This window comes from Thermus caldifontis (genome assembly GCF_003336745.1).
Lineage (GTDB): Bacteria > Deinococcota > Deinococci > Deinococcales > Thermaceae > Thermus > Thermus caldifontis.
In genome coordinates this window covers 107,339-129,520 of record NZ_QGMX01000001.1, presented here as the reverse complement: position 1 = coordinate 129,520, position 22,182 = coordinate 107,339, and the positions used below count along the sequence as shown (strand labels likewise).

The following is a 22,182-nucleotide window of genomic DNA, read 5'->3' as shown; positions in this document are numbered from 1 at the left end:
TCCCCAGGACAATAGGCCCGCGGGCACTTTGTATCATGCTCCCATGCAGGGACTTACCTCACCGGAGGCAAGGAAACGCTTGGCGGAATACGGTGCCAATGCCCTTCCCGAAAGGCCGCCTGAGTCCCTTTGGCGGAAGTTCCTGCGCCAGTTTCAGAGCCCTCTCATCTACATCCTCCTCTTCGCCTTGGTGGTGGACCTGGGTCTTTGGGTCTTTGAGGGAGCCCATGGGCTTCCCCTGGAATCCTTGGCCATCCTGGCCATCCTCCTTTTGAACGCCACCTTGGGCACTCTTCAGGAGAAGCGCTCAGAGGAGGCCTTAAGGCGCCTGAAAGCCTTGGCGGAACCCTTGGTCTGGGTGCTCAGGGATGGGCGTTTTCAGCGCCTTCCCAGCCGGGACCTGGTCCCGGCGGATGTGGTGCGCCTGGAGGCGGGGGATCGTGTTCCCGCAGATGGGGTGCTCCTCGAGGCCAGTGGGGTCATGGTGGACGAAAGCGTCCTCACCGGGGAAAGCGTGCCCGTGGAAAAGGGAGAGGGGGAAGAGGTCTTTTCCGGCACCCTTCTGGTGCGGGGCAGGGCCCTTTTGCAGGTGACCCGCACCGGCCTAAGAAGCGCCATGGGCCGCATCGCCGGGCTTCTTGCGGAGATGGAGGAGGAAAAAACACCGTTGGAGCGGCGCCTCGAGGCCTTTGGCCATAGGGTGGCCCGTTGGGTGGTGGTCCTTGCCGCAGGGCTGGTGGCCTTGGGTTTTCTGGTGGAAGGCTTTTCCGCCCAGGTGTTCCTCTTCGCCGTAGCCTTAGCGGTGGCGGCGGTGCCGGAGGGTCTTCCTGCCGTGCTTACCCTGGCCTTGGCCCTGGGGGTGGAGCGCATGGCCCGGCGCAAGGCGGTGGTGCGCCGCCTTGCGGCGGTGGAGGCCTTGGGGAGCGTCACCCTGATCGCCACCGATAAGACCGGTACCCTCACGGAGAACCGCATGGAGGTGCAGCGGGTGGTGGGGCCGGACCCCCAAGGGGCCCTTCTGGCCATGGCCCTCTGCAACGACGCCGATTTGGAAACGGGAGCGGGCGACCCCTTGGAACTGGGCCTTTTGCGGTATGCGGCCGAACGCCTGGATATAAAGCGGGTACGCCAAGAACACCCCAGGCTTTCCGAACGGCCCTTTGACAGCGCCTGGAAGTACATGCGGGTGACCACGCCCAAGGGTAGCTTCCTGAAAGGGGCCCCCGAGGCCATTATCCCCCGCCTCGCCGCAGGCGAAGAGGAAAAGGCTTCCCTCTTGGAGGAGGCGGAGGCCCATGCGCAACGTGGCTTCCGGGTCCTGGCCCTGGCCCATGGCGAGGGGGAGCGGGAGGAAGGGTTAAGCTTCCTGGGCTTCGTCCTTCTCCTGGACCCGCCCCGCCCGGAGGTACCGGAGGCGGTGGCCAGGGTGTTGAAGGCAGGGGTTCGGGTGGTGATGGTCACCGGGGATCACCCGGCCACCGCCTTGGCGATCGCCCGCCAGGTGGGCATTCCTGCGGAAGTGGTGGTCACCGGGGACGAGATCGGGGAACTCTCCGACGAAGAGCTTCTAGAGGTGGATGTCTTCGCCAGGGTCAAGCCTGAGGATAAGCTCCGCATAGTAGAAGCTTTTCAAAAAGCGGGGGAGGTGGTGGCCATGACCGGGGATGGGGTGAACGATGCCCCGGCCCTCAAGCGGGCCGATGTGGGGGTGGCCATGGGCCAACGGGGCTCGGACGTCTCCCGGGAAGTGGCGGATCTGGTCCTGATGGACGATAACTTCGCCACCATCGTGGCGGCCATTGAGGAGGGGCGGAGCATCTATGAGAACATTCAGAAGTTCATCCGCTTCCTCTTTTCCACCAACCTTTCCGAGGTCTTGGTGGTGACCTTTGGAATGGTATTTGCTGCCCTTTTAAACTTGAGGGACGAGGCTGGACATCTGCTCCTTCCCCTCACTGCAGTGCAGATTCTTTGGATCAACCTGGTCACCGATGGCCTACCGGCCCTGGCCCTGGCTTTGGACCGCAACCCTGGGGTCCTAGACCGACCACCCAGGCCTAAGGAAAGCCCCCTTCTGGATGCGCCTTCTTGGAGGTTTATCTTGCTTACGGGAAGCGTCAAGGCCGTCTTCGCCCTGGGCATCCTGGCCGGGCTTCCCGGGTGGATGGGCCGCGCTGGGGTCCAGGGGGAGGTTATGGAGGTGGCCCGCACCGCCACCTTCCACTTCATGACCCTGGGCCAGCTCTTCTTTGCGTATGCTGCCAGGCATACCCACCACATGCCCCTTCCCAATCCCTACCTACACGGGGCAGTGGCCTTGGGTATCCTCATCCAGATGGGCCTTGGTACCCTGGCCCCTGGGGTGTTGGAGGCCGTTTTGGTGCCGGCGTGGACCTGGGGATTGGTGTTGAGCCTGGCCCTTTTGGCCTGGCTTATGGCAGAGGGGGTAGACCGGTTAGTGTGGCAAAAGGAGGCTAGGCGATGAAGGCCAAAGACGCCATGACCAGTCCTGTGGTAACCGCGCATCCCGAAACTTCTCTGGTGGAGGTGGCCCGGCTGATGCTGGGAAAAGGCATTGGGAGCGTCCTGGTGGTGGACAAAGAGGGGCGCCTGATAGGCATCGTGACCGAAAGCGATTTCCTGAAGGAACGGGGTGTGCCCTTTTCCACCTTCCGGGCTCCCATGCTCTTGGGCCGCTTTATGGGGGCCGACGGGTTGGAGGAGGTCTTGGCCGAGGCCAGGCGCACCCGGGTGGAGGAGATCATGACCAGCCCGGTGCACGCCGTGGGGCCGGAGGAACCCCTTTCCCGCGTTCTGGACCTCATGTTGGCCTACGATATCAACCACGTTCCCGTGGTGGATGGAGAGGGGAAACCCATGGGGATCATCACCCGGTTTGACCTGCTTCGCCTACTCCAGCCCCGGCTATGACCTGGATCGCCTTCTTGGCGGTGGCGGCGGTCATCCTGCTGGCCGGGCGGCAGGTGGCCTTCTACGGGGACGTCCTGGCGGAGAAAACGGGGCTTGGCCGCACCTTCATGGGCCTTTTTCTGGTGGGCATCACCACCAGCTTGCCGGAGCTTTTCAACGTGACCAGCGCGGCCCTTCAGGGCCTCCCCGAGATCGCCGTGGGGAACCTTTTGGGAGCCAGCATGGTGAACTTCTTGCTCCTCACCGTGCTGGATGCCGTTCACCCCCGTCCCCTCACCGCCCGGGCCAGCCAAAGGCATGGGTTAAGCCTAGGACTCATCGTTCTACTTCTGGCGGTGGTGGGGCTAGGCCTTTTGGCGGAGCGGGGCCTGGGGCGGATAGGGGGGTTTGCTCTGGCGCTATTCCCCCTTTACCTTTTTGCCCTTTGGCTTTCCTTCCGTTACGCCAGGCGTTTTCCCCACGACGAGGTCCTCGAGGAGGAAGCCTATGCCCATATCCCTTTACCGAAGGCCCTCGGCCGTTACCTGCTAGGGGCAGGGGTATTGGTGGGGGCGGCGGTGGTACTGCCGGGTTTGGCCGAGGCCCTGGCCCAAACCACAGGGCTGGGCCAGGCCTGGGTGGGCACCTTTTTGGTGGGCCTGGTCACCACCTTACCCGAGGCCACCGTGACCCTGGCCGCCGCCCGCCTGGGGGCTGTGGACCTAGCCTTGGGCAACGTGCTGGGGAGCGTCATGTTCAACACCTTTCTCCTCTCCTATGCGGATCTCCTAACCCCTGGCCCCCTTCTTTCCCAGCTGGGGGGAAGCCACCTCCAGAGCGTCCTGGTCCTCCTGGGCATGGCGGGAACGGTGCTCACCGGGCTCATGTACCAGAGCCTCAGGAAGCTATGGGTTCTGGCCTTCGATTCCTGGGCCATCCTGGCCCTTTACCTGCTGGCGGCCTGGCTCCCCCTGGTGCGGTAGGGCACCACCAGGACGGGCTTGGGGCTTCGGCGGACCACCTCCTGGGTGACGCTTCCCAAAAGCACCGAATCCAAACCCGTGCGCCCATGGGTGGCCATGACCACGAGGTCGTGCTTCATGGCCTCCTTTAGGATCACCTCCGCCGCCCGCCCCTCCAGGATATGGGCTTCAAAGCCCACCCTCATCTTTTCCGCCATGCGGGTGGCCCGGTCCAGGGCGGCCAAGCCCTCCTGGCGCAGGTCCTCCACCAGGGCCTGGTAGTAGGGAAGGGTCTCGGGGCCGAGGAGGAGCCTGGGCCCCAGGGGCTCGAGGGCGTAGAGAAAGGCCACCCGGGCCGCCAGGGCCTTGGCCAGGCGGAGGCCCTCCCTCACCCCAGCTTCCGCTGCCGGGCTTCCATCGGTGGGAAGGAGGAGGCTTTGGTACATGCTTTACCCCTCAATCACCACGGGCAGGATTACGGGATCGCGGCCCGTGGCCTTTTTCAAGAACTTTTTAACCGGGTAATAGATGTCGTCGCGGATGCGCTCCAAGGACTTTTTCTCCCGCACCCCGTTTTGCAGGGCCTCGAGGGCCATGCGCTTCACCTCGCCCAAAAGCCTTTCCCCAGCCTTGACGAAGCCCCGGGACACCACCTCCACCACGGGGTCGTGGGCTGCCAAGGCGGTGATGACCACGATCCCCTCCTCGGCCATGTGTTGGCGGTCGGCCAGGATCTCCTCGGTGATGTCCCCCACCCCCAGGCCGTCCACGTAGAGCACCCCGGAGGGCACCTGGCCCACCTTCTCAAAGGTTTCCCGGGTAAGGCGGTAAACGGCGCCGTTTTCCCCGATGAGGGTTTTTTCCGGGGGGCGGCTCATGGACTCCGCCAACCACTTGAAGTTGGTTTGGTGGCGCACCTCCCCGTGCCAGGGCATGAAGAAACGGGGGGTGGTGAGGTTCAGGATGAGCTTGAGCTCCTCCTGGGAGGCGTGGCCGGAGGCATGGACCTTGTAGGTGGGAGGGTAGAGGACGTAGGCCCCTAGGGCGTAGAGGCGGTTGATGACCCGGTTCACCGCCTCCTCGTTGCCAGGGATGGGGCTACTGGAGAGGATCACCGTGTCCCCGGGTTTGATGGCCATCTTGGCGTGGCCCTCAAAGGCCAGGCGGTGGAGGACGGACATGGGCTGCCCCTGGCTTCCCGTGGCCAGGATCAGCACCTGGTGGTCGGGGAGGTCCTTCACCTCCTCGAGGGTGTACAGGCGGTCCTTCACCTTCAGGTAGCCCAGCTCCATGGCGATGCGGCTAAAGCGCACCATGCTCCGCCCTTCCATGGCCACCTTGCGCCCGTACTTCTCCGCTGCCCAGATCACCGCCTGGATGCGGTGGATGTGGCTGGCGAAGGTGGTGACGAAGACCCTACCCGGGGCCCGGCCGATGACCCGGTCCAGCTCCTTGGCGATCTCCATTTCGCTGGGGGTGTAGCCGGGGCGTTCGGCGTTGGTGGAGTCGGCGATGAGGAGCAAGACCCCCTCGGCGCCCGCCTGGGCCACCTTGGCCAGGTGGGAAACCTTTCCGTCTATGGGGGTGGCGTCCAGCTTGAAGTCCCCGGTGTGCACGATGGTGCCGATGGGGGTGCGGATCACCAGGCCGGAGTTGTCGGGGATGGAGTGGGTCATGCGGAATAGGTCCAGGGTGAAGTACCGGCCCACGGGGATGCGGTCGTCGGGAGAGATCTCCTTAAAGTTGAAGCTTCCGGGCCTTAGGCCGAACTCTTCCAGCTTTCCCCTGAGGAGCCCCAAGGTGAGCCTGGCGCCATAGATGGGCACCTGGCTTTCCTTGCCGAAGACCATGGGCAGGATAAAGGGGAGCCCCCCGATGTGGTCCTCGTGGCCGTGGGTGAGCACCCAGGCCTTGATGAGGTGCCGGTTTTCCATCAGGTAGTCCACCCGGGGGATGAGGAGGTCCACCCCGGGCATCCCCTCGTCGGGGAAGGCAAGCCCCCCATCCAGAACAAAAATCTCGTCCCGGAAGCGGAAGGCGGTGATGTTCTTGCCGATCTCCCCCATCCCCCCTAGGGGGATGATTTCCAGGTAATCCCTGGCGTCCCCCGGATTTATGGGAGTGGCCTCCAATGGCCTTCTACGCCGTCTTTTTCTTGGTCTGCGTTCCTGGTTTTCCATAAACCTCCCATCTTCCCGGCTAGGCCGGGACCTTACCCTAAGGAGAACCCCCCAGGGCTAGCTGCGCCGCCTGGGGGGAATCTTGCCCTCCAGCTCGGGGCGGATCAGGTCGATCTTGCCCCTTTCGTCAATGCGGTGCACCTTGACCTTGATGACATCCCCCACCTTCAGGTGGTCCTCCACCCGCTCCACGCGTCCTGGGGCGATCTGGCTGATGTGCAAGAGGCCCTCGGTCCCGGGGAAGAGGCTGATGAAGGCACCAAAGGGGGTGATCTTGGTCACGGTGCCCTCGTAGATCTCGCCCACCTTGGCCTCCATGGTGAGCTCCTCTATGCGCTTTTTGGCCTTCTTTGCAGCCTCCATGTCGCTGGAGTAGATGCGCACCGTCCCGTCCTCTTCAATGTCCACTTCCACACCCAGCTCCTCGAGGGCCCGCACATTCTTCCCGCCAGGCCCGATGACCAAGCCGATCTTCTCCACGGGCACCTTCAGGGAGAGGATGCGGGGGGCGAAGGGCTTGAGCTCGGGGCGCGGAGCGGGAAGGACGCTTTCCATGAGGTCCAGGATCTGCATGCGGGCCTCCCGGGCCTGCATGAGGGCTTCTTTGAGCACCTCCCGGGGAAGGCCGCCCACCTTGTTGTCCATCTGCAGCGCCGTGACCCCTTTCCGGGTCCCCGCCACCTTGAAGTCCATGTCCCCAAGGGCATCCTCCAGCCCCAGGATGTCGGTGAGGATCACCGCCCGGTCCCCCTCCCACACCAGGCCCATGGCCACCCCGGCCACGGGGGCCCTTAGGGGCACCCCGGCATCCATGAGGGCCAAGCATCCAGCGCAGACCGTGGCCATGGAGCTACTGCCGTTGGACTCCAGCACATCCCCCACCACCCGGATGGTGTAGGGGAAGGCCTCCTCAGGGGGTAAGACAGCCTTAAGGGCTCGTTTGGCCAGGTTGCCGTGGCCTACCTCGCGGCGGGAAACCCCCCTAAGGCGCTTCACCTCCCCAGTGGAGAAGGGGGGGAAGTTGTAGTGCACCAGAAACTTTTCCGTCTCGTCAATCCCCAGGTCGTCGATGATCTGCTCGTCCCGGCCCGTGCCCAGGGTGACGGTGCCCAGGACCTGGGTTTCCCCCCGGGTGAAGACGGCGGAGCCATGGGCGCGGGGGAGGACGTCCACCTCGATCCAGATGGGCCGGAGGTCCTTGGGGGTGCGGCCATCCGCCCGCTTGCCTTCCTCCAGCACGAGCCGCCTGAGCTCCTTGCGCACCACCTCGTCAAAGGCGCTTTCGTAAAGGGGCTTCCTGCCCTCGTCCGGGGTGCCGTCCTCCCCTTTGGGCAAGGCCTCGGCGATGAGGCTTTCGGCGAAGGCCTCGAGGGCCCGGCTCCTTTCCCCCTTGCTGGCGGTCTGGAGCACCGCGGAAAGCCCCCGTTCCAAGCTCAAGCGGTAGAAGGCTTCCTTTTCCTCCTCGCTGAGGCTTTCGGGGGGATTCCAGGCCATTTTGGGTTTGCCCAGGGTCCGGGCCATCTCCTCCTGCAGGTCCAGGATGGGTTGCATCTCCCGGTGGGCGAACTCCAAGGCCTGGACCAAGGTCTCCTCGTCCACCTCCTGGGCCCCGGCCTCCACCATGAGGATGGCGTCCCGGCTACCCGCCACCACCAGGTCCAGGGCGCTTTCCTCATGCTCCTTTAGGGTGGGGTTCAAGACGAACTGCCCTCCGATGAGGCCCACCCTAACCGCGGCCACCGGGCCCTCCCAGGGGATGTCCGAAAGCATGAGGGCGGCGCTGGCCGCCGTGGGCCCCAGGATGTCCGGGGGGTTCTTCTGGTCGGCGGAGAGCACGGTGACGATCACCTGCACCTCGTGGCGGAACCCCTTGGGGAAGAGGGGGCGGATGGGCCTATCCGTCATGCGGGCGGAGAGGATGGCCTTCTCCCCCGGCCGGCCCTCCCGGCGCATGAAGCTTCCCGGGATCTTGCCCACGGCGTAGTGCCGCTCCTCAAACTCCACGGTGAGGGGGAGAAAGTCTGCCTCGATGGGTTCCTCCGAGGCCTGGGCCGTGGCCAAGACCACGGTGTCGCCATAGCGTACCAGGACCGAGCCGGAAGCCTGCTTGGCGTATTTGCCCGTCTCTAGGACCAGGAGGCGGCCGGCCACCTGGGTTTCGTACCGCTTAGCCATGGGGGTGTTGGTTGTGGCTTCTGCCATAGTTGTCCTCAAGCGAAAGGCGGAGCCCTAAGGCCCCGCCCCCGACCTGGATACCAGTTTACTTCCTCAGGCCCAGTTTCTCAACCAGGGCCTGGTAGCGCTCGGGGTCTTCCCGCTCCAGGTAGCGAAGAAGCCTACGCCTCTTTCCCACCATCATCAAAAGACCGCGGTGGGAGTGGTGGTCGTGCTTGTGGACCTTGAGGTGCTCGGATAGCCGGTTGATGCGCAAGGTGAGCAAGGCCACCTGCACCTCGGTGCTCCCCGTGTCCCCGGGGAAGCGGGCGAACTCCTCTATGACCTTTTGCTTCTCCTCTTTGCTGATGGGCATCTTTACCTCCGTCAGGGGGGAAAGCGCTTTTGGCCCCTTCCTCCTCGAGGTCCCGAAGGACCTCCTCCAGGTTAGGGCCTCCTCCTCTTTCCGTCAAGCAGGAAGAGGGTGAGGGCCAAAAGGGCCAGGCCCGCTCCCACGCCGAAGGCCAGCCCGGGCCCGTAGCTTTGCCAAAGAAAGCCAAAGATCACGCTGGCCGGTAAGAGCAAAACCCCCACCACCGTGTGGTAGAGTCCGATGGCTGTGGCCTTCGTTTCCTGGGGTACCAAGGTGGCCAGATAGGCCCGGCTGGCTCCCTCAAAGGCAGCCGAATAAAGGGCATAGAGGAGTAGCAGGGCCACACCTGCGAGGGCGGTTTTTGCCAGGGCAAAGCCTAAATACACCAGGGCGTAGAGGCCAAACCCCCATGCCACCACCTGCCTTAAGCCCACCCGGTCCGCCAGGCTACCCAGAGGGTAGGCCAAAAGAGCGTAGAGAAGGTTGTAGCCCGTGTAGGCCAGGGTCACGGCCTCCTGGGTTAGACCCAGCTCCTTCAGGCGGAGGAGCAGAAAGGCATTGGAGGAGAGGGCCAAGGCGAAGACGCCGGAGACCAGGAGAAACCGGCGGTAGGGGACGGGAAGGGTACCCAGGTAGGTGAGGCGGAGGGGGGGTAGGGGGGTCCTGGCCCGTGGGGCCTTGGCCTCCCGTACCCAAAAGAGGGCCATAAAGGCCAGAAAAGCAGGGATAGCCGACGCCCAAAACACGCCCCGGATTCCCAGGTGGGGTAGGAGGAGAAAGGCCAAGAAGGGGCCCACGGTGGCTCCCAGGGTGTCCAGGCCCCGGTGCAGGCCGTAGGCCCGGCCAAAGGTACCCTGGTCCACGCTCTCCGCCAGTAAGGCATCACGGGGTGCGGTGCGCAAGCCCTTACCGGTGCGGTCCAGGAAACGGTAAAGGAGCACATGGGCGGGGCTTTGGGCTAGGGCCAAAATGGGTCTCAGGAAGGCGGGCAACCCATATCCCAGGAGGAGTAAGGGTTTTCTTCGGCCCAACCGGTCGGAAATCCTTCCGCCCACCACCTTGAAGAGGCTGGCCGTGGCCTCGGCCATGCCCTCCACCAGGCCCAGTACCCCTGCGCCCGCCCCTAGGCTGGTCAGAAAAAGGGGTAGGAGGGGATAGACCATCTCGCTGGCCACGTCCATGAGGAAGCTGACAAGGCCCAACAGGTATACCTGAAGAGGAAGCTTCATGGTCGGAAGCGGAGGTAAAGACCCAGCAGGAGGGGCTCGGGCAGAACCATCACCACCGAGAGGGGATCCAAGGGGGCAGGGGAGAGGAGGGCGGGGCCCAAAGGGGTGCTGAAGGGTAGCGGTAGCGTGCGGGTGGTGAGGAAAAGGAGGAGGAGGACCAGGGAAAGCCCCACGCCCACCTTCCAGACCAGAGGGGCAAAGGGCGGGTCTTTTTCAGGATACATCAAGCGGAGGGCCATCAGGACCAGGGCGTAGGTGACCTTTAGGGCCAAGAGGGCCAGGAAAAGCTGTCCGTAGAGGTAATACTCGCTCACCAGGCCGTACTTTACGGCCTCCAGCTCCGACACCCCTAGGGCGCTGCCGCATAGGCCTTGGCCCAGGACCCCCTCGAGGCCCAGCCCCAGAAACTGAAGGAAGAAGGGGAGGAGGGAAAGACCCGCTATCCAAGGGAGTCCGGGCGAGGGGATGAAGCCCACCCCTATAGCCTTTCCTTTTACCCAGAAAAGGTCAAGGGCCGGAAGGCCCGGCCCCTGCCTACCCGTGCGGCCCGGCTACCAGAGGCGCATGCCGGGTACCGGGTTCAGGTTGCTGAAAAGCTGCACCAGGGTGGGCCCGTAGGCAAGCACCACCAGGATCACCGCCACCAGGAACCAGAAGCCGATGCGGTCCATGGCCTGCACCAGGGGGCGGTCCTCGGGGCCAGAGATGACCTCGGCGAAGGGCACCGGGGCCTCGGCCAGCTCTGCCCTACGCTCCCGGCCCAGAAGGACGCTGAAGAGGCCGTAGATGAAGAGGAGAAGGGCCACCAGCAGGATGATGCCCGCCAGGATGTTGAAGACCATGGGCAAGGCGCTATGGGCGTAAGCACCGGCGTCCCGGACCGTGGGGTCGGCGATGTAGGCCCGCCGCGGCACGTTAAGAAGCCCCTGCCAGTGGAGCCCCAGGGCCATGAGCATCATGCCGATGAACCAAAGCCAGACCACCGCCAACCCCAGCCGCCTTTGCCCATCGCTGATGGGCTTGCCGGTGAGGTTGGGAATCAACCACCATAAGGACCCCATACCCGTGAGGGTTACTAGGCTTGCCACCTGCAGGTGGAAGTGCCCAGGGATCCACACCGTGTTGTGGACCACGTAGTCCAGGGTGAAGCTGGCGTTCACCAGGCCCCCCGCTCCGCCTGGGATGAAGCCGATGAGGCCCAGCACCGGGGCCACGAAGGCGGGATTACCCCAGGGCAGGGCCGTGATCCAGCCGAAGAGGCCTTTACCCCCCCGCATCCTGCCCGCAAACTCCAGGCTGGCCGCGATGGTAAAGGCGGTCATCAGGCTGGGAACGGCCACAAACATGGTGAGGATGGAGTGGATCATCTTCCAGGTGGGGTCGATGCCGGGGTCGGCGAACTGGTGGTGGAACCCCACCGGGGTGGAAAGGAGGAGAAAGAGCAAGAAGGCCAAGCGGGCCATGGGGTCGGAGACCAGCTTGCCCCCTGCCTGCTTAGGAAGCACGGTATAGATGATGGCGTAAGCGGGAAGGAGCCAGAAGTAAACGATGGGGTGGCCCGTCCACCAGAAGAGGGTACGGGCGATCAGGGGGTCAACCCCCTTGAGGAGGCCAAAGGACCAGGGCAGGAGGAAGAGCACCGCCTCCAGGACCAGGCCAATGGAGGCGATAAGCCACATGAGCCAGAAGACCACCGCCATGTAGGTGACCAAAGGGGTCACCTTCCCAGGGTTTTGCGCCTTCCAGCGCCGCCAAAGGTCCAGGACGAGGTAGATGCTCACCCAGCTGGAGAGGACAAAGATGCTGGCCCCCAGGTAGAAGGCCCAGTGGCCTTGGAGGGGGGGATAGAAGGTGTAAAGGACGGTGGCCTCATTGGCCAAAAGGGGCAAAGCGGCCACCACCAAACCGATAAAGGCCATCCACCAGGAAAGCCACATGAGCCCCATGTTGGGGCGCAGGTTCAGCTCCCTGGCGGGCAGATACACCATGATGGCCTGGGCGAAGAGCTGGGTGAAGACGATGGCGTTCAGCACCCCGTGCAGGGTGAGGCCCTGGTAGTAGGACTGGACGAAGGGCAGCAGGCGCTTGAGCAACGGGTAGGCATCCACGTTCCCGTAGTTCAGGGCCTGGAAGGGGCCGAAAAGGCTTCCGATGATGACGGCGATGAAGCCCAAGACCAGGAAGTAGAGGGTGGCCTTCTTTTCCGGATAGGCCTCGTAGACCCGGCTAATGTCCGACATCCGCACCGCCATGGTTCACTCCTTTACCACGATCTTGCCGAACATGATCTGGTGGCCGATGCCGCAGTACTGGTTGCAGATGATGCGGTACTCGCCAGCTTTGTTGAAGGTGTACCGCACCGTGGAAACCTCCCCTGGAAGGACTTCTACGTTGATGTTGGTGCCTTCCACGTGGAAGCCGTGGATGACATCGGGGCTGGTGATCTTGAAGACGATCTCGGCTCCTTTGGGTACCTCTATGGGGTTGGGCTGGTATCCATAGGCGAAGGCCAGGGCATAAACCGTGTACTGGTTGGGGCCGGTCTGCACCACCGCCTGCGCAGGATCGGACCAAGGACCTTCCGTGCGCACCGTGGCCGGGTTGACCCTTTCCAGCTTTCCGGCGGGGATGACCCCGGCGGTGTGGGTGGCCAGGGTGTAGGCGATGAGGGCGATGAAGACCACCAGCATGACCAAGGAGAAGGCCAGCCACCCCTTCTCGTAAGCCAGGATTGCCTTGTGGGCCTTGTGCTCGTCCACCATACCCTACCCCCTGGAGAAGAAGATGGCGTATACCCCCAGCCAGAGGACCAGGATGGTGAGGGTAAGAACCACTATCACTCCCATGGCGCCCACCGGTTTTTCCTCCATACCCTTCCTCCCTTTACGGCAGGTTGCCGTATACGGCGCCCATGTTAGTGCAAGGCTGAGAAAAAGGTGAAGTACATTTGTCCCTTCCATTAGATGAGAGGGAGAACCCCACTGCGGATGTTTGCTTATAGATAGCTGCAAAAAAGATTAGGGCGAGGTACTCAACCTCGCCCCCAGCAAGGACAGCACCTAGGTGCTACCCACCCTGGCCAAGACCCTGCGGCTCACTTCCTTTAAGGTTTCAAATACCCCCTTTCCCTCGGTGGCCACCGCTTCGAACACCGGAAAGCGGCCCTCCGGGTCCACCACCGCCTGTACCATCTCCACGGGCAAAGCATCGGGCAGGTCCCGCTTGTTTACCTGAAGCACCACGGGGACATCGTCCACCTTTAGGCCATACTCGGCTAGGTTCTCCCGCATGTTGCGCATGCTCTCGGCATTGGCCCGAAGGCGGTTGGGAGCGGAATCCGCCACGAAGACGATGCCGTCCACGCCCCTTAGGATGAGCTTGCGGCTAGCGTTGTAGAACACCTGGCCGGGCACCGTGTACAGGTGGAACCGGGTCTTGAAGCCCTTGACCTCGCCCAAGTCCAAGGGCAGGAAGTCAAAGAAAAGGGTGCGTTCATCCTCGGTGGCCAGGGAGACCATTTCCCCCTTGCGCCCCTCGGGGATTTTGCTGTAGATCCACTTCAGATTCGTGGTCTTGCCGGAAAGCCCTGGGCCGTAGTAGACGATTTTGAAGTTGATCTCGCGGTTGGCGAAGTTGATGGTGCTCATACTAGTTGCCCAAGAGTTCGTCCAAGAGGGCCTTGGCTTCCTCGCGGTACTGGGTGTCCAGGTTCAGCTTGGGTGGGTTGGCAAGGGCTTCCTCGGCTAGGCGGGCTAAGGTTTCCGCAGCCCGCTTGCCGTGAAGCTTTACCTTTCCCAAGGGAGCGTTTTCGTCAAAGACCAAGACCAAAAGGGCAAACTCGCCGGCTTCGTCCACGTAAAGCCCCATGCGTTCCCCCTGGTGCACCACTTCCTGGAAACGGGCCTCGCCCAACAGTTTGGCCAGGGCCTGGGTGGCGGCGGCGTTACCTGCCACCAGGGTGGCCAGGGAGTCCAAAGGAGGGGGCTTGGGGGCCCATAGGGCTTCCTTGTGGGCCAGAACGAATCCCTTACGGTCTACAAAGAGGGCATAACGGGCCCCGGTTTCCTGCAGGGTTTCCTGTAGCACGTCCATGGCCCGCTGGTACAGGGCCCCATAGAGGACCAAGGAGGGTTCCACCATAGTATGCTCAGTTTATCATGGGGCCGTTTTTGGAGGAGGCTAGGGCGCTTTTGGCGGAGCTCGTGGCCCTGCCCACGGTGAGCGCAGAGGGAAGGGCCCTCGAGGCGGGTGCGGCTAGGGTGGCGGAGGTATTGGGGGGGTTGGGCCTAAGGGCGGAGCTACACCACGGCTACGGCCCCCCGGTGGTGTTTGCTGAAGGAGGCGAGGGGGATAAGGCGCTCCTATTTTACAATCACTACGATGTACAGCCTCCGGATCCCCTGGAACTCTGGGAAACGGAGCCCTTTCGCCTGGTGGAACGGGAGGGTGCTTGGTATGGCCGGGGTACCCACGACGACAAGGGGGAGCTGGTGGCCCGGGTGGTGGCCCTAAGCCTATTCCAGAAGAAGCACGGTTTCCTACCCCGGGTGAAGTTCGTGGTGGAGGGGGAGGAGGAGGTGGGAAGCCCCCACCTGGGGGATTACGTGAGGGACAAGAAGGACCTCTTGGCGGCAGAGGCCATGGTGTGGGAGGCGGGTGGGGTGGACGCCAAGGGGCGTCCTTACCTCTATGCGGGGCTTAAGGGGATCGTGGCCCTGGAGCTTCGGGTGCGCACGGCAGCCTTTGACCTGCACTCTTCCTACGGGGCGGTGGTGGAGAACCCCATCTACCGCCTAAGCCGGGCCGTGGCCAGCCTTAGGGACGAGGAGGGAAGGGTCCTCATTCCGGGGTTTTACCATCGGGTCCGCCCTCTAACCCCCAAGGAGATGGAGGTGCTGGCGGAGATCCCCGACGAATCCGAGGCCCTAAAGGAGGCCTTTGGCGTGCGGGATTTTTTGGGTGGAGCCAGGAACCTGGAGTTCAACCAGCGGCTTTATGCCGAGCCCTGCGTCAACATGAATGGTTTTCACTCAGGCTACGGTGGCCCGGGTTCCAAGACGGTGTTGCCCGCAGAGGCCTTGGCCAAGCTGGACTTCCGCCTGGTGCCGGATCAGGACCCGGAGGAGATCCCTGGGCTTTTGAGGCGGCATTTGGAGGCCCAGGGCTTCCACGACGTGGAGGTGGTGGTCCTGGAGAAAGGGGAGCATCCCGCCCGTTCGGATCTTTCCCATCCCTTCGTGAACCTGGCCAAGAGGGCCCTGGAGGAGGCCTTTGGGGAGAGGGCCGTCCTCTATCCCAACATGGCAGGGTCCGGTCCCATGCACCCCTTCCTCCACCACCTCAAGGCTCCGGCGGTGGGCCTGGGGGTGGGGTATCCGGGTAGCCGGGTACACAGCCCCAACGAGCACATCCGCATCCAGGACTTTGAGCGGGGTACCCTAGCCCTTCTCAGGCTTTTAGAGCTTTTCTTCCTCGGGCGCTAGCCCATCTGCTAGGCTCTTAGGGGTATGCGCCTTTTCTTTGGCGAACGCGATACCCCTTACGAGGAGGCTCGGGTGGTGGTCCTGCCCGTGCCCTATGATCTTTCCCTCTCCTTTTTGCCCGGGGCCAGGCGGGGCCCTGAGGCCATCCTCCTGGCAAGCCAGGAGCTGGAGCCCTTTCTTTTGGAGCTGGAGGTGGCCCCTGAGGAGGTGGGGATCCACGCGGCCGAGCCCGTTCCTTGGGTGGCGGGGAGCGCAGAGGCAAGCCACGCCCTAATCCGGGAGGCCGCCCTTACGCACCTTCGGGCGGGGAAGTTCGTGGTCGCCTTGGGGGGAGACCACTCCATCACCCACCCCCTGGTCCAGGCCCATCGGGAGGTCTTGGGGGAGTTTTCCCTTCTCCAGATAGATGCCCATGCGGATCTGTACCCCATGTGGCAGGGTTCGGTGTATTCCCATGCTTCCCCCTTTTACCGCTTGGTTCAGGAAGGGTTTTCCTTGGTGCAGGTGGGGATCAGGGCCATAGACCAAGACTCTTTGGCCTTCGCCAAGGAAAAGGGGGTGGCCCTTTTCCCCGCCCATCGCCTGCACCGGGAAGGGCTTCCTCTAAAGGAGATTCTGGGGGCTTTGGGTGAGCGGGTTTACATCAGCCTGGACTTTGACGCCCTAGACCCAAGCCTTATGCCCAGCGTGGGTACCCCCTTGCCTGGAGGGCTTTCCTACCGCCAGGTGGTGGACCTCCTTGCGGCGGTTTTTGCGGAAAAGGAGGTGGTGGGCATGGATTTTGTGGAGCTTTCCCCAAGTGGCCAGTTCCATGCGGAGATGACCGCGGCCCAACTGGTTTACCACGCCATCGGCCTGAAGGGGTTACAGGCAGCTTGGCTCGAGGCCAGGGGCCTGTAGGTTAACATTCCCTGCCCCCAGGGGTCCGTAGCCTGGGGCTAGGGTGCCCTGGAGCCTGGGCCTATTTCTCCTGTGGACCGGGGGTTCCGCTAAGGGGTCCTGGACTTTTTCGGGCGGGTTTTGCGCTAACCTTGAGCCATGGGCACCATGTTGGCGAACCTCGAGGCCCTCCTCCTGGCCCTGGCCTTTGGCAGCATAGTCTTTGGCATCCTAGCCCGGCTTTTGGGGGTGCAAAGGGTCTGGCCCTTCCTTCTTCTGGCGGGGGCTCTGGTGGCGCTAGCCCTTTGGGCTCGGTTACAATAGCCCTTCGTGGCCAAGCGTGTGGTTTCGGTGTCCTTGGGCTCCAGCCGGCGCGATTCGGTGGCCGAGGTGGAGCTTTTGGGGGAGAAGGTGCTCCTAGAGCGACGGGGCACGGATGGGGATTTCCAGAAGGCGCTTCGCCTCATCGCCCAGTTGGATGGGGAGGTGGACGCCATCGGCCTTGGGGGCATAGACCTCTACCTATGGGCAGGGGGGCGGCGCTACACCATCCGGGACGCCCAAAGGCTTAAGGATGCTGCCCGTAAAACCCCGGTGGTGGACGGCTCGGGTCTTAAGCACACCTTGGAGCGCCGGGCGGTGGCCCAGCTGGCCGGGCTGATTAACTGGAAAGAAACCAAGGTATTGTTGCCCTCCGCTGTGGATCGCTTCGGCCTGGCTGAGGCCCTGCATGAGGCTGGAGCCAAGGTTCTTTATGGGGATTTCATCTTTGCCCTGGGGCTACCCATACCCCTGTACTCCCTCTCCTTTTTGCAGAAGCTGGCCTCCCTTCTCCTCCCCCTCCTCACCCAGCTTCCCTTCCAGCTCCTCTACCCCACAGGGGAAAAGCAGGAGAAGCGGGTGGTGGACTGGCGAAGCCGCTACTACCTCTGGGCGGATCTGGTGGCGGGGGACTGGCACTACATCAAACGCCATATGCCCGACGCCATGGAGGGAAAAACCGTGCTCACCAACACCACCACGGAGGAGGATGTGGCCTTCCTCAGGGAACGGGGGGTAAGGCGCCTCATCACCACCACCCCCCGCCTAAATGGGCGGAGCTTTGGCACCAACGTCATGGAGGCCCTTTTGGTAGCCCTGGCTGGGCGGGAGCTTGGGGAGGAGGAGTATCTCCGGTATATTGACCTCTTAGGGCTTGCGCCCCAGGTCTTGGACCTTCAGGAGGAAGCATGATCAGCGTGACCGACCTTAGACCCGGAACCAAGGTGAAGATGGAGGGCGGCCTTTGGGAGTGCGTGGAATACCAGCACCAGAAGATCGGCCGCGGCGGGGCCAAGGTGGTGGCCAAGTTCAAGAACCTGGAAACCGGGGCCACCATTGAGCGCACCTTCAACTCCGGGGAGAAGCTGGAGGACATCTACGTGGAAACCCGGGAGCTCCAGTACCTTTACCAGGAGGGGGACGACCTGGTCTTCATGGACCTCGAGACCTACGAGCAGTTCCACCTGCCCAAGGATCAGGTGGAGGCTTCCCGGTTTCTCAAGGAGGGGATGACCGTCCTGGGGGACATGTACGAGGGGCGCCCCCTGAAGATCACCCCGCCCACCGTGGTGGAGCTCAAGGTGGTGGACACGCCCCCCGGGGTGCGGGGGGACACGGTCTCCGGCGGGAGCAAACCCGCCACCCTGGAGACCGGAGCGGTGGTCCAGGTACCCCTTTTTGTGGAGCCCGGCGAGGTCATCAAGGTGGATACCCGCACGGGCCAGTACGTGGGCCGCGCCTAAGGCCTTTGGGCCGGATGGCCCGGGTTCACCCCCGGGCTCTTTCTTTTACTGGGTCCAAAGGTGGTGGTGGCCCTTGGATAGGGTAAGCTTTATGCCGCGAGGTGCACCCATGACGCCTAAGGAACTGAAGCAGATCCTGCAGGCCCTGGTGGAGCATGGGGTGAGCGAGCTCACCCTGGAGACTCCCGATTACAAGCTGACCGTACGCCGAGGGGGTGAGGTGCAGGTGGTGGCCGTGCCCCAAGGTTTACCCACCCCCGCCAGCCCACCGGCTCCCTTGCCCTCAGCTGCGCCCACCGGCCCGGCTCCGGTACCCCCGTCTCCACCTGCGGAAGCCCCCCAACCGGAAGCCGCCCAAGCCGAGGACAGCTGTGCGGGGTGTGTGGAGGTGAGGGCCCCCATCGTGGGTACCTTCTACCGGGCCCCCGCCCCCGATGCCCCCCCTTACGTGGAGGAAGGGGACCGGGTGGAGAAGGGCCAGGTGCTCTGCATCATCGAGGCCATGAAGCTGATGAACGAGATCGAGTCGGAAGTATCTGGAATCATTAAAAAGATCCTGGTGAAAAATGGGGAACCCGTGGAGTACGGGCAGCCCCTCTTCCTGATTCAGCCGCTATGAAAAAGGTTCTGATCGCCAACCGGGGCGAGATCGCCTTGAGGATTATCCGGGCCGCCAAGGAGTTGGGGATCAAGACCGTGGTGGCCCACTCCACCGCGGACGAGAAGAGCCTGCCGGTGCTTTTGGCCGACGAGGCCATCTGCATTGGGCCGCCCCCCTCGGGGCAGAGCTACCTGAACATCCCCAACCTGCTTTCCGCGGCCATCGTGACCGGGGCTGACGCCATTCATCCCGGCTATGGCTTTCTAGCGGAAAACGCCACCTTTGCCGAGATGTGCCGGGACCACGGCATCACCTTTATCGGCCCCACCCCGGAGAACATGCGCGCCCTGGGGGACAAGGCCACCGCCAGGAAGGTGGCGCGCGAGGCTGGAGTACCCACGGTTCCGGGAACGGATGAGCTGGCCAGCGTGGAGGAGGCCAAGCGGGCCGCTCAGGAGATCGGCTATCCCGTGATCCTCAAAGCCTCCGCTGGGGGTGGGGGTAGGGGAATGCGGCTGGTGCACACCGAAGAGGAGCTAGAGAGGGCGGTCCAGCAGGCCCAAGAGGAGGCGCGGGCTGCCTTTGGCAACCCGGCCGTCTACCTGGAAAAGTACATTGAAGAGCCCAAGCACATCGAAATCCAACTCCTGGGGGATGGGGAGAACGTCATCCACCTTTGGGAACGGGATTGCTCCATCCAGCGCCGGCACCAAAAGCTCCTGGAGGAAGCCCCCAGCACCTTGCCCCTGGAGACCCGGAGGGCCATCGCCGAGGCCGCAGCCCGGCTTGCCCGGCACGTGGGGTACGTGTCCGCGGGTACCTTGGAGTTCCTGGTGGATAAGGAGGGGAATTTCTACTTCATAGAGATGAACACCCGCATCCAGGTGGAGCACCCCGTGACCGAGATGATCACCGGCATTGACCTGGTCCAGGCCCAGTTCCGCATCGCCATGGGGGAGAAGCTCTGGATGGAGCAGGAGGAGGTGGAGGTCCGGGGGCATGCCATAGAGGTGCGCATCAACGCCGAGGACCCCGAGAAGGGCTTTAGGCCCTCCATCGGCAAGGTGGAAACCCTCCTTTTCCCCGGGGGTCCGGGGATCCGGGTGGACAGCCACCTCTATGCGGGCTACCAGATCCCGCCCCACTACGACAGCCTGATCGCCAAGATCATCGCCTGGGCGCCCACCCGGGAGGAGGCCATCAAGCGCATGGAAAGGGCGCTTTCGGAAACGGTCATCGAGGGACCCGGTCTCAAGACCACCATCCCCTTCCAGCAAAAGGTGCTGCAAAACGCCTTCTTCCGCCGGGGAGCGGTCTACACCAACTTCGTGGCCCGGCGGATGGAGATGTAGACTGGGCGTGTGATGGTGGAGTACGAGATCAGCGACCATGCCCTCGAGGGCCTGGTGGCCCATGCCCTTTCCGACCTCGAGGGGGTTCGGCTTTTGGAAACCGCACCCCGCTCTTTGGGTGAGGTTTTCCGTCGGATGAAGCCCATCAAGGTGGAGCGCGCTCCCGAGGGGTTCACGGTGGACCTGGTTCTTTCCGTGGACTACGGGGTTTCCATTCCCGAGGTGGCCCAGGTGGTGCAAAAGGCGGTGGCCGAAGCCCTATTCCTGGCCACCGGGGAAAAGGTTCAGGCGGTGAACCTCACCGTGGCCCAGGTGGAGTACCGAAAGGAGGCCCATGCTTAGGCGAGCCAGGGAGCTGGCCATGCGGGCCCTCTTCGCCCACACCCAGGGGGGGATGGACCTGGAGGAGGCGTTCCGTCACGCCTTGGAGGAGATGGGAGGGGAGGAGGACGCCTACGGCGATCCCCTGGACCAGGAGGGGGTGGCCTTTGCCCGGCGCCTTTTAGAGGGGTACAAGGCCCATGCGGAGGAGGTGGACCAGGTGTTACGGGAAACGGTGGAGGGCTGGGACTTTGCCCAGATGTCCAAAACCGACCTCACCGTGTTGCGTCTGGCCACCTACGAGATGCTTTACGAACCCACCCCCTTCGCTCCCCTGATCGAGGTGGCGGTGAAGATCGCCAACCGCTATGGAGGGGAGCATTCAGGGGCATTTGTCAACGGGGTTCTCGGCCGCTTGTACCGGCGGATCCAGGGGGGCGAGCTACTGGCGGTGCCCAAGGAGGACTGAGATGACCCTTGCCCGTATTCTTTCCGGCCACGAGGTGGCGAGAACCGTGTATCAGGAGCTGAGGCAGACCCTTAGCTCCTTGCCTTTCGTACCCTCCCTCAGGGTGATCCGTTTGGGGGAGGACCCCGCCTCGGTTTCCTACGTGCGCCTGAAGGACAAAAGGGCCCGGGAGCTGGGCCTCTTGAGCCAGGTGGAGGTGTACCCGGCGGATACCCCCGAGGGGGCCCTTTTGGAGCGGATCGAGACCCTCAACCAAGACCCTGAGGTGGACGGTATCCTGGTCCAGCTTCCCTTGCCCGCCCACATCCGCACGGAGCGGGTTTTAGAGGCCATCTCTCCCCTCAAGGATGTGGATGGCTTTCATCCCTTCAACGTGGGCAAGCTTTGGAGCGGGGGCGAGGGGCTTTTCCCCTGTACCCCCTTGGGCATCGTCCGCCTCCTGCAGCACTACGGGGTGGAGCTAAGGGGCAAGGAGGTGGTGGTCCTGGGTCGGTCCAACATCGTGGGCAAGCCCCTGGCAGGCCTCCTCCTGCGGGAGGACGCCACCGTGACCGTGGCCCATTCCCGTACCCGGAACCTTCCGGAGATCACCCGGCGGGCGGAGGTGCTGGTGGTGGCGGTGGGGAAGCCCCACCTGGTGCGGAAGGAGTGGGTGCGGCCCGGGGCCATTGTGGTGGACGTGGGGGTGAACCGGGTGGACGACAAGCTCCTGGGGGATGTGCACCCGGAGGTGGCCGCGGTGGCCTCCGCCGTCACCCCGGTCCCCGGGGGCGTGGGGCCCATGACCGTGGCCATGCTGATGGCCAATACCGTGAAGGCGGCTATACTCAGGCGGCATGGACCTCTTGGCTAACCAGGTGTTTTGGACGGCCATCCTGGCCAACCTCCTGGCCCAGACCCTGAAGCTTTTCATCTATTACCTGCTGGAGGGCCGGTTTCAGTGGGAGCGTTTCTTGGAAACCGGGGGGATGCCCAGCTCCCATTCCGCCACCGTGAGCGCCTTGGCCATGGGCGTGGGCTTCCAGGAGGGTTTTGCCAGCACTCTGTTCGCCGTGGCCGCCATCTTCGCCCTCATCGTCATGTATGACGCCACGGGAATCCGCCGGGCGGCGGGGCTTCACGCCCAGCTCCTCAACCAGCTGGTTCAGGAACTGCAGCAGGTGTTGGAGAAGGGGCCCGCCCCGGAGCCTTTGAAGGAACTCCTGGGCCACACCTACCTGGAGGTCCTGGTGGGGGCCCTTTTGGGCGCTTTGGTGGCCTTCCTTAGCTTTCACCTTTTCCCGGCGGCGTAGAAGGCCAGGGTCTGCCCCAGGAGGAAGACCAAAAGCCCTAGGATTGGGGAAAGAAAGAAGACGAAGAAAGTCGCAAAAAGGACCAGCACCAAGGGTAGGAGGGGCTTCTTAAAGCGGTGGAAGGTCCAGAGGTTCAGCAGGCCGAAGAAGAGGAGGATGCCAAAGGCCACGGCTTCCATGGGGCACCATTGTA

General features: G+C 63.4%; 26 protein-coding genes. 14 read left to right on the top strand and 12 right to left on the bottom strand.

Going from position 1 to position 22,182, the window contains the following annotated elements:
* The first annotated feature begins 43 nt into the window (after positions 1–43).
* From DK874_RS02515 to DK874_RS02505, 3 genes are read left to right on the top strand one after another with little or no spacing between them, the layout of a single operon-like run.
* Positions 44–2,485 carry a cation-translocating P-type ATPase gene (locus DK874_RS02515; protein ID WP_114312475.1) on the top strand — a complete coding sequence of 814 codons (2,442 nt, stop codon included), beginning with the start codon at positions 44–46 and terminating at the stop codon, positions 2,483–2,485.
* Positions 2,482–2,931: a CBS domain-containing protein gene (locus tag DK874_RS02510; RefSeq protein ID WP_114312474.1), complete on the top strand. Its 450-nt coding sequence runs from the start codon at positions 2,482–2,484 to the stop codon at positions 2,929–2,931. Before DK874_RS02515 ends, DK874_RS02510 begins: the two co-directional genes overlap by 4 nt.
* A complete protein-coding gene (locus DK874_RS02505) occupies positions 2,928–3,893 on the top strand; it encodes a sodium:calcium antiporter (protein ID WP_114312473.1) in 966 nt (321 codons plus the stop codon). Before DK874_RS02510 ends, DK874_RS02505 begins: the two co-directional genes overlap by 4 nt.
* On the opposite strand, the gene DK874_RS02500 is transcribed toward DK874_RS02505, so the two are convergent.
* The 11 genes from DK874_RS02500 to mglB all read right to left on the bottom strand — a co-directional run bounded on the left by DK874_RS02500 (position 3,857) and on the right by mglB (position 13,948).
* Positions 3,857–4,318 carry a universal stress protein gene (locus DK874_RS02500; RefSeq protein WP_114312472.1) on the bottom strand — a complete coding sequence of 154 codons (462 nt, stop codon included), beginning with the start codon at positions 4,316–4,318 and terminating at the stop codon, positions 3,857–3,859. The genes DK874_RS02505 and DK874_RS02500 overlap by 37 nt on opposite strands.
* 3 nt (positions 4,319–4,321) lie before the next feature.
* Entirely contained in the window at positions 4,322–6,052 is a 1,731-nt protein-coding gene (locus DK874_RS02495) for a ribonuclease J (protein ID WP_114312471.1), read from the bottom strand.
* A 57-nt stretch (positions 6,053–6,109) separates the two neighbouring features.
* Positions 6,110–8,254 (bottom strand): polyribonucleotide nucleotidyltransferase, encoded by a 2,145-nt coding sequence (gene pnp, locus DK874_RS02490; RefSeq protein WP_114312470.1) that lies wholly within the window; start codon positions 8,252–8,254, stop codon positions 6,110–6,112.
* 58 nt (positions 8,255–8,312) lie between these two features.
* Entirely contained in the window at positions 8,313–8,582 is a 270-nt protein-coding gene (gene rpsO / locus DK874_RS02485) for a 30S ribosomal protein S15 (protein ID WP_114312469.1), read from the bottom strand.
* A 71-nt stretch (positions 8,583–8,653) separates the two neighbouring features.
* Positions 8,654–9,808: an MFS transporter gene (locus DK874_RS02480; protein ID WP_114312468.1), complete on the bottom strand. Its 1,155-nt coding sequence runs from the start codon at positions 9,806–9,808 to the stop codon at positions 8,654–8,656.
* Positions 9,805–10,284, bottom strand: coding sequence for a hypothetical protein (locus DK874_RS02475; protein WP_114312467.1), 480 nt, complete (start codon positions 10,282–10,284; stop codon positions 9,805–9,807). Before DK874_RS02475 ends, DK874_RS02480 begins: the two co-directional genes overlap by 4 nt.
* Positions 10,285–10,359: 75 nt before the next feature.
* The gene (locus DK874_RS02470; protein WP_114312466.1) at positions 10,360–12,060 is read right to left on the bottom strand and encodes a b(o/a)3-type cytochrome-c oxidase subunit 1; all 1,701 of its coding nucleotides are present in this window, start codon (positions 12,058–12,060) and stop codon (positions 10,360–10,362) included.
* A 3-nt stretch (positions 12,061–12,063) separates the two neighbouring features.
* Positions 12,064–12,570 carry a cupredoxin domain-containing protein gene (locus tag DK874_RS02465; RefSeq protein ID WP_114312465.1) on the bottom strand — a complete coding sequence of 169 codons (507 nt, stop codon included), beginning with the start codon at positions 12,568–12,570 and terminating at the stop codon, positions 12,064–12,066.
* A gap of 3 nt (positions 12,571–12,573) precedes the next feature.
* The gene (locus DK874_RS02460; protein ID WP_114312464.1) at positions 12,574–12,678 is read right to left on the bottom strand and encodes a cytochrome c oxidase subunit 2A; all 105 of its coding nucleotides are present in this window, start codon (positions 12,676–12,678) and stop codon (positions 12,574–12,576) included.
* 189 nt (positions 12,679–12,867) lie between these two features.
* Positions 12,868–13,455, bottom strand: a complete 588-nt coding sequence (gene mglA / locus DK874_RS02455) for a GTPase MglA (RefSeq protein WP_114312463.1) — start codon at positions 13,453–13,455, stop codon at positions 12,868–12,870.
* A gap of 1 nt (position 13,456) precedes the next feature.
* On the bottom strand, positions 13,457–13,948 hold the full coding sequence (mglB, locus tag DK874_RS02450; RefSeq protein ID WP_114312462.1) for a GTPase-activating protein MglB: 492 nt from the start codon (positions 13,946–13,948) through the stop codon (positions 13,457–13,459).
* 17 nt (positions 13,949–13,965) lie between these two features.
* On the opposite strand from mglB, the gene DK874_RS02445 reads away from it, so the two are divergent.
* From DK874_RS02445 to DK874_RS02400, 11 genes are all read left to right on the top strand, one after another.
* Positions 13,966–15,291 (top strand): M20/M25/M40 family metallo-hydrolase, encoded by a 1,326-nt coding sequence (locus tag DK874_RS02445; RefSeq protein ID WP_114312461.1) that lies wholly within the window; start codon positions 13,966–13,968, stop codon positions 15,289–15,291.
* Between the two features lie 24 nt (positions 15,292–15,315).
* The gene (speB, locus tag DK874_RS02440) at positions 15,316–16,191 is read left to right on the top strand and encodes an agmatinase (protein ID WP_114312460.1); all 876 of its coding nucleotides are present in this window, start codon (positions 15,316–15,318) and stop codon (positions 16,189–16,191) included.
* Between the two features lie 138 nt (positions 16,192–16,329).
* Positions 16,330–16,494, top strand: a complete 165-nt coding sequence (locus tag DK874_RS11725; protein ID WP_205387549.1) for a hypothetical protein — start codon at positions 16,330–16,332, stop codon at positions 16,492–16,494.
* Between the two features lie 6 nt (positions 16,495–16,500).
* Positions 16,501–17,403, top strand: a complete 903-nt coding sequence (locus DK874_RS02435) for a DUF8754 domain-containing protein (RefSeq protein ID WP_114312459.1) — start codon at positions 16,501–16,503, stop codon at positions 17,401–17,403.
* Positions 17,400–17,954, top strand: a complete 555-nt coding sequence (gene efp, locus DK874_RS02430; RefSeq protein WP_114312458.1) for an elongation factor P — start codon at positions 17,400–17,402, stop codon at positions 17,952–17,954. Before DK874_RS02435 ends, efp begins: the two co-directional genes overlap by 4 nt.
* A gap of 109 nt (positions 17,955–18,063) precedes the next feature.
* Entirely contained in the window at positions 18,064–18,573 is a 510-nt protein-coding gene (gene accB / locus DK874_RS02425; RefSeq protein ID WP_114312457.1) for an acetyl-CoA carboxylase biotin carboxyl carrier protein, read from the top strand.
* Positions 18,570–19,907, top strand: coding sequence for an acetyl-CoA carboxylase biotin carboxylase subunit (gene accC / locus DK874_RS02420; RefSeq protein ID WP_114312456.1), 1,338 nt, complete (start codon positions 18,570–18,572; stop codon positions 19,905–19,907). The genes accB and accC overlap by 4 nt, the downstream gene beginning before the upstream one ends.
* Before the next feature lie 12 nt (positions 19,908–19,919).
* A complete protein-coding gene (locus DK874_RS02415) occupies positions 19,920–20,249 on the top strand; it encodes an Asp23/Gls24 family envelope stress response protein (protein WP_114312455.1) in 330 nt (109 codons plus the stop codon).
* Positions 20,242–20,697, top strand: a complete 456-nt coding sequence (nusB, locus tag DK874_RS02410) for a transcription antitermination factor NusB (RefSeq protein WP_114312454.1) — start codon at positions 20,242–20,244, stop codon at positions 20,695–20,697. Before DK874_RS02415 ends, nusB begins: the two co-directional genes overlap by 8 nt.
* A gap of 1 nt (position 20,698) precedes the next feature.
* Positions 20,699–21,550: a bifunctional 5,10-methylenetetrahydrofolate dehydrogenase/5,10-methenyltetrahydrofolate cyclohydrolase gene (locus DK874_RS02405; protein WP_114312453.1), complete on the top strand. Its 852-nt coding sequence runs from the start codon at positions 20,699–20,701 to the stop codon at positions 21,548–21,550.
* On the top strand, positions 21,534–21,989 hold the full coding sequence (locus DK874_RS02400; protein ID WP_114312452.1) for a divergent PAP2 family protein: 456 nt from the start codon (positions 21,534–21,536) through the stop codon (positions 21,987–21,989). Before DK874_RS02405 ends, DK874_RS02400 begins: the two co-directional genes overlap by 17 nt.
* On the opposite strand, the gene DK874_RS02395 is transcribed toward DK874_RS02400, so the two are convergent.
* Entirely contained in the window at positions 21,968–22,168 is a 201-nt protein-coding gene (locus DK874_RS02395) for a hypothetical protein (protein ID WP_114312451.1), read from the bottom strand. The genes DK874_RS02400 and DK874_RS02395 overlap by 22 nt on opposite strands.
* Positions 22,169–22,182 lie beyond the last annotated feature (14 nt).

Excerpts from the sequence above, each read along its gene's own strand:
- DK874_RS02400 (WP_114312452.1), top strand. The coding sequence starts at position 21,534 with ATGGACCTCTTGGCTAACCAGGTGTTTTGGACGGCCATCCTGGCCAAC.
- DK874_RS02495 (WP_114312471.1), bottom strand. The coding sequence starts at position 6,052 with ATGGAAAACCAGGAACGCAGACCAAGAAAAAGACGGCGTAGAAGGCCA.
- pnp (WP_114312470.1), bottom strand. The coding sequence starts at position 8,254 with ATGGCAGAAGCCACAACCAACACCCCCATGGCTAAGCGGTACGAAACC.
- DK874_RS02505 (WP_114312473.1), top strand. The coding sequence starts at position 2,928 with ATGACCTGGATCGCCTTCTTGGCGGTGGCGGCGGTCATCCTGCTGGCC.
- accB (WP_114312457.1), top strand. The coding sequence starts at position 18,064 with ATGACGCCTAAGGAACTGAAGCAGATCCTGCAGGCCCTGGTGGAGCAT.
- speB (WP_114312460.1), top strand. The coding sequence starts at position 15,316 with ATGCGCCTTTTCTTTGGCGAACGCGATACCCCTTACGAGGAGGCTCGG.
- mglA (WP_114312463.1), bottom strand. The coding sequence starts at position 13,455 with ATGAGCACCATCAACTTCGCCAACCGCGAGATCAACTTCAAAATCGTC.
- efp (WP_114312458.1), top strand. The coding sequence starts at position 17,400 with ATGATCAGCGTGACCGACCTTAGACCCGGAACCAAGGTGAAGATGGAG.
- DK874_RS02480 (WP_114312468.1), bottom strand. The coding sequence starts at position 9,808 with ATGAAGCTTCCTCTTCAGGTATACCTGTTGGGCCTTGTCAGCTTCCTC.
- nusB (WP_114312454.1), top strand. The coding sequence starts at position 20,242 with ATGCTTAGGCGAGCCAGGGAGCTGGCCATGCGGGCCCTCTTCGCCCAC.
- DK874_RS02515 (WP_114312475.1), top strand. The coding sequence starts at position 44 with ATGCAGGGACTTACCTCACCGGAGGCAAGGAAACGCTTGGCGGAATAC.
- accC (WP_114312456.1), top strand. The coding sequence starts at position 18,570 with ATGAAAAAGGTTCTGATCGCCAACCGGGGCGAGATCGCCTTGAGGATT.
- DK874_RS02500 (WP_114312472.1), bottom strand. The coding sequence starts at position 4,318 with ATGTACCAAAGCCTCCTCCTTCCCACCGATGGAAGCCCGGCAGCGGAA.
- mglB (WP_114312462.1), bottom strand. The coding sequence starts at position 13,948 with ATGGTGGAACCCTCCTTGGTCCTCTATGGGGCCCTGTACCAGCGGGCC.
- DK874_RS02445 (WP_114312461.1), top strand. The coding sequence starts at position 13,966 with ATGGGGCCGTTTTTGGAGGAGGCTAGGGCGCTTTTGGCGGAGCTCGTG.
- DK874_RS02470 (WP_114312466.1), bottom strand. The coding sequence starts at position 12,060 with ATGGCGGTGCGGATGTCGGACATTAGCCGGGTCTACGAGGCCTATCCG.
- DK874_RS02405 (WP_114312453.1), top strand. The coding sequence starts at position 20,699 with ATGACCCTTGCCCGTATTCTTTCCGGCCACGAGGTGGCGAGAACCGTG.
- DK874_RS11725 (WP_205387549.1), top strand. The coding sequence starts at position 16,330 with ATGGGCACCATGTTGGCGAACCTCGAGGCCCTCCTCCTGGCCCTGGCC.
- DK874_RS02465 (WP_114312465.1), bottom strand. The coding sequence starts at position 12,570 with ATGGTGGACGAGCACAAGGCCCACAAGGCAATCCTGGCTTACGAGAAG.
- DK874_RS02510 (WP_114312474.1), top strand. The coding sequence starts at position 2,482 with ATGAAGGCCAAAGACGCCATGACCAGTCCTGTGGTAACCGCGCATCCC.
- DK874_RS02460 (WP_114312464.1), bottom strand. The coding sequence starts at position 12,678 with ATGGAGGAAAAACCGGTGGGCGCCATGGGAGTGATAGTGGTTCTTACC.
- DK874_RS02415 (WP_114312455.1), top strand. The coding sequence starts at position 19,920 with ATGGTGGAGTACGAGATCAGCGACCATGCCCTCGAGGGCCTGGTGGCC.
- DK874_RS02395 (WP_114312451.1), bottom strand. The coding sequence starts at position 22,168 with ATGGAAGCCGTGGCCTTTGGCATCCTCCTCTTCTTCGGCCTGCTGAAC.
- rpsO (WP_114312469.1), bottom strand. The coding sequence starts at position 8,582 with ATGCCCATCAGCAAAGAGGAGAAGCAAAAGGTCATAGAGGAGTTCGCC.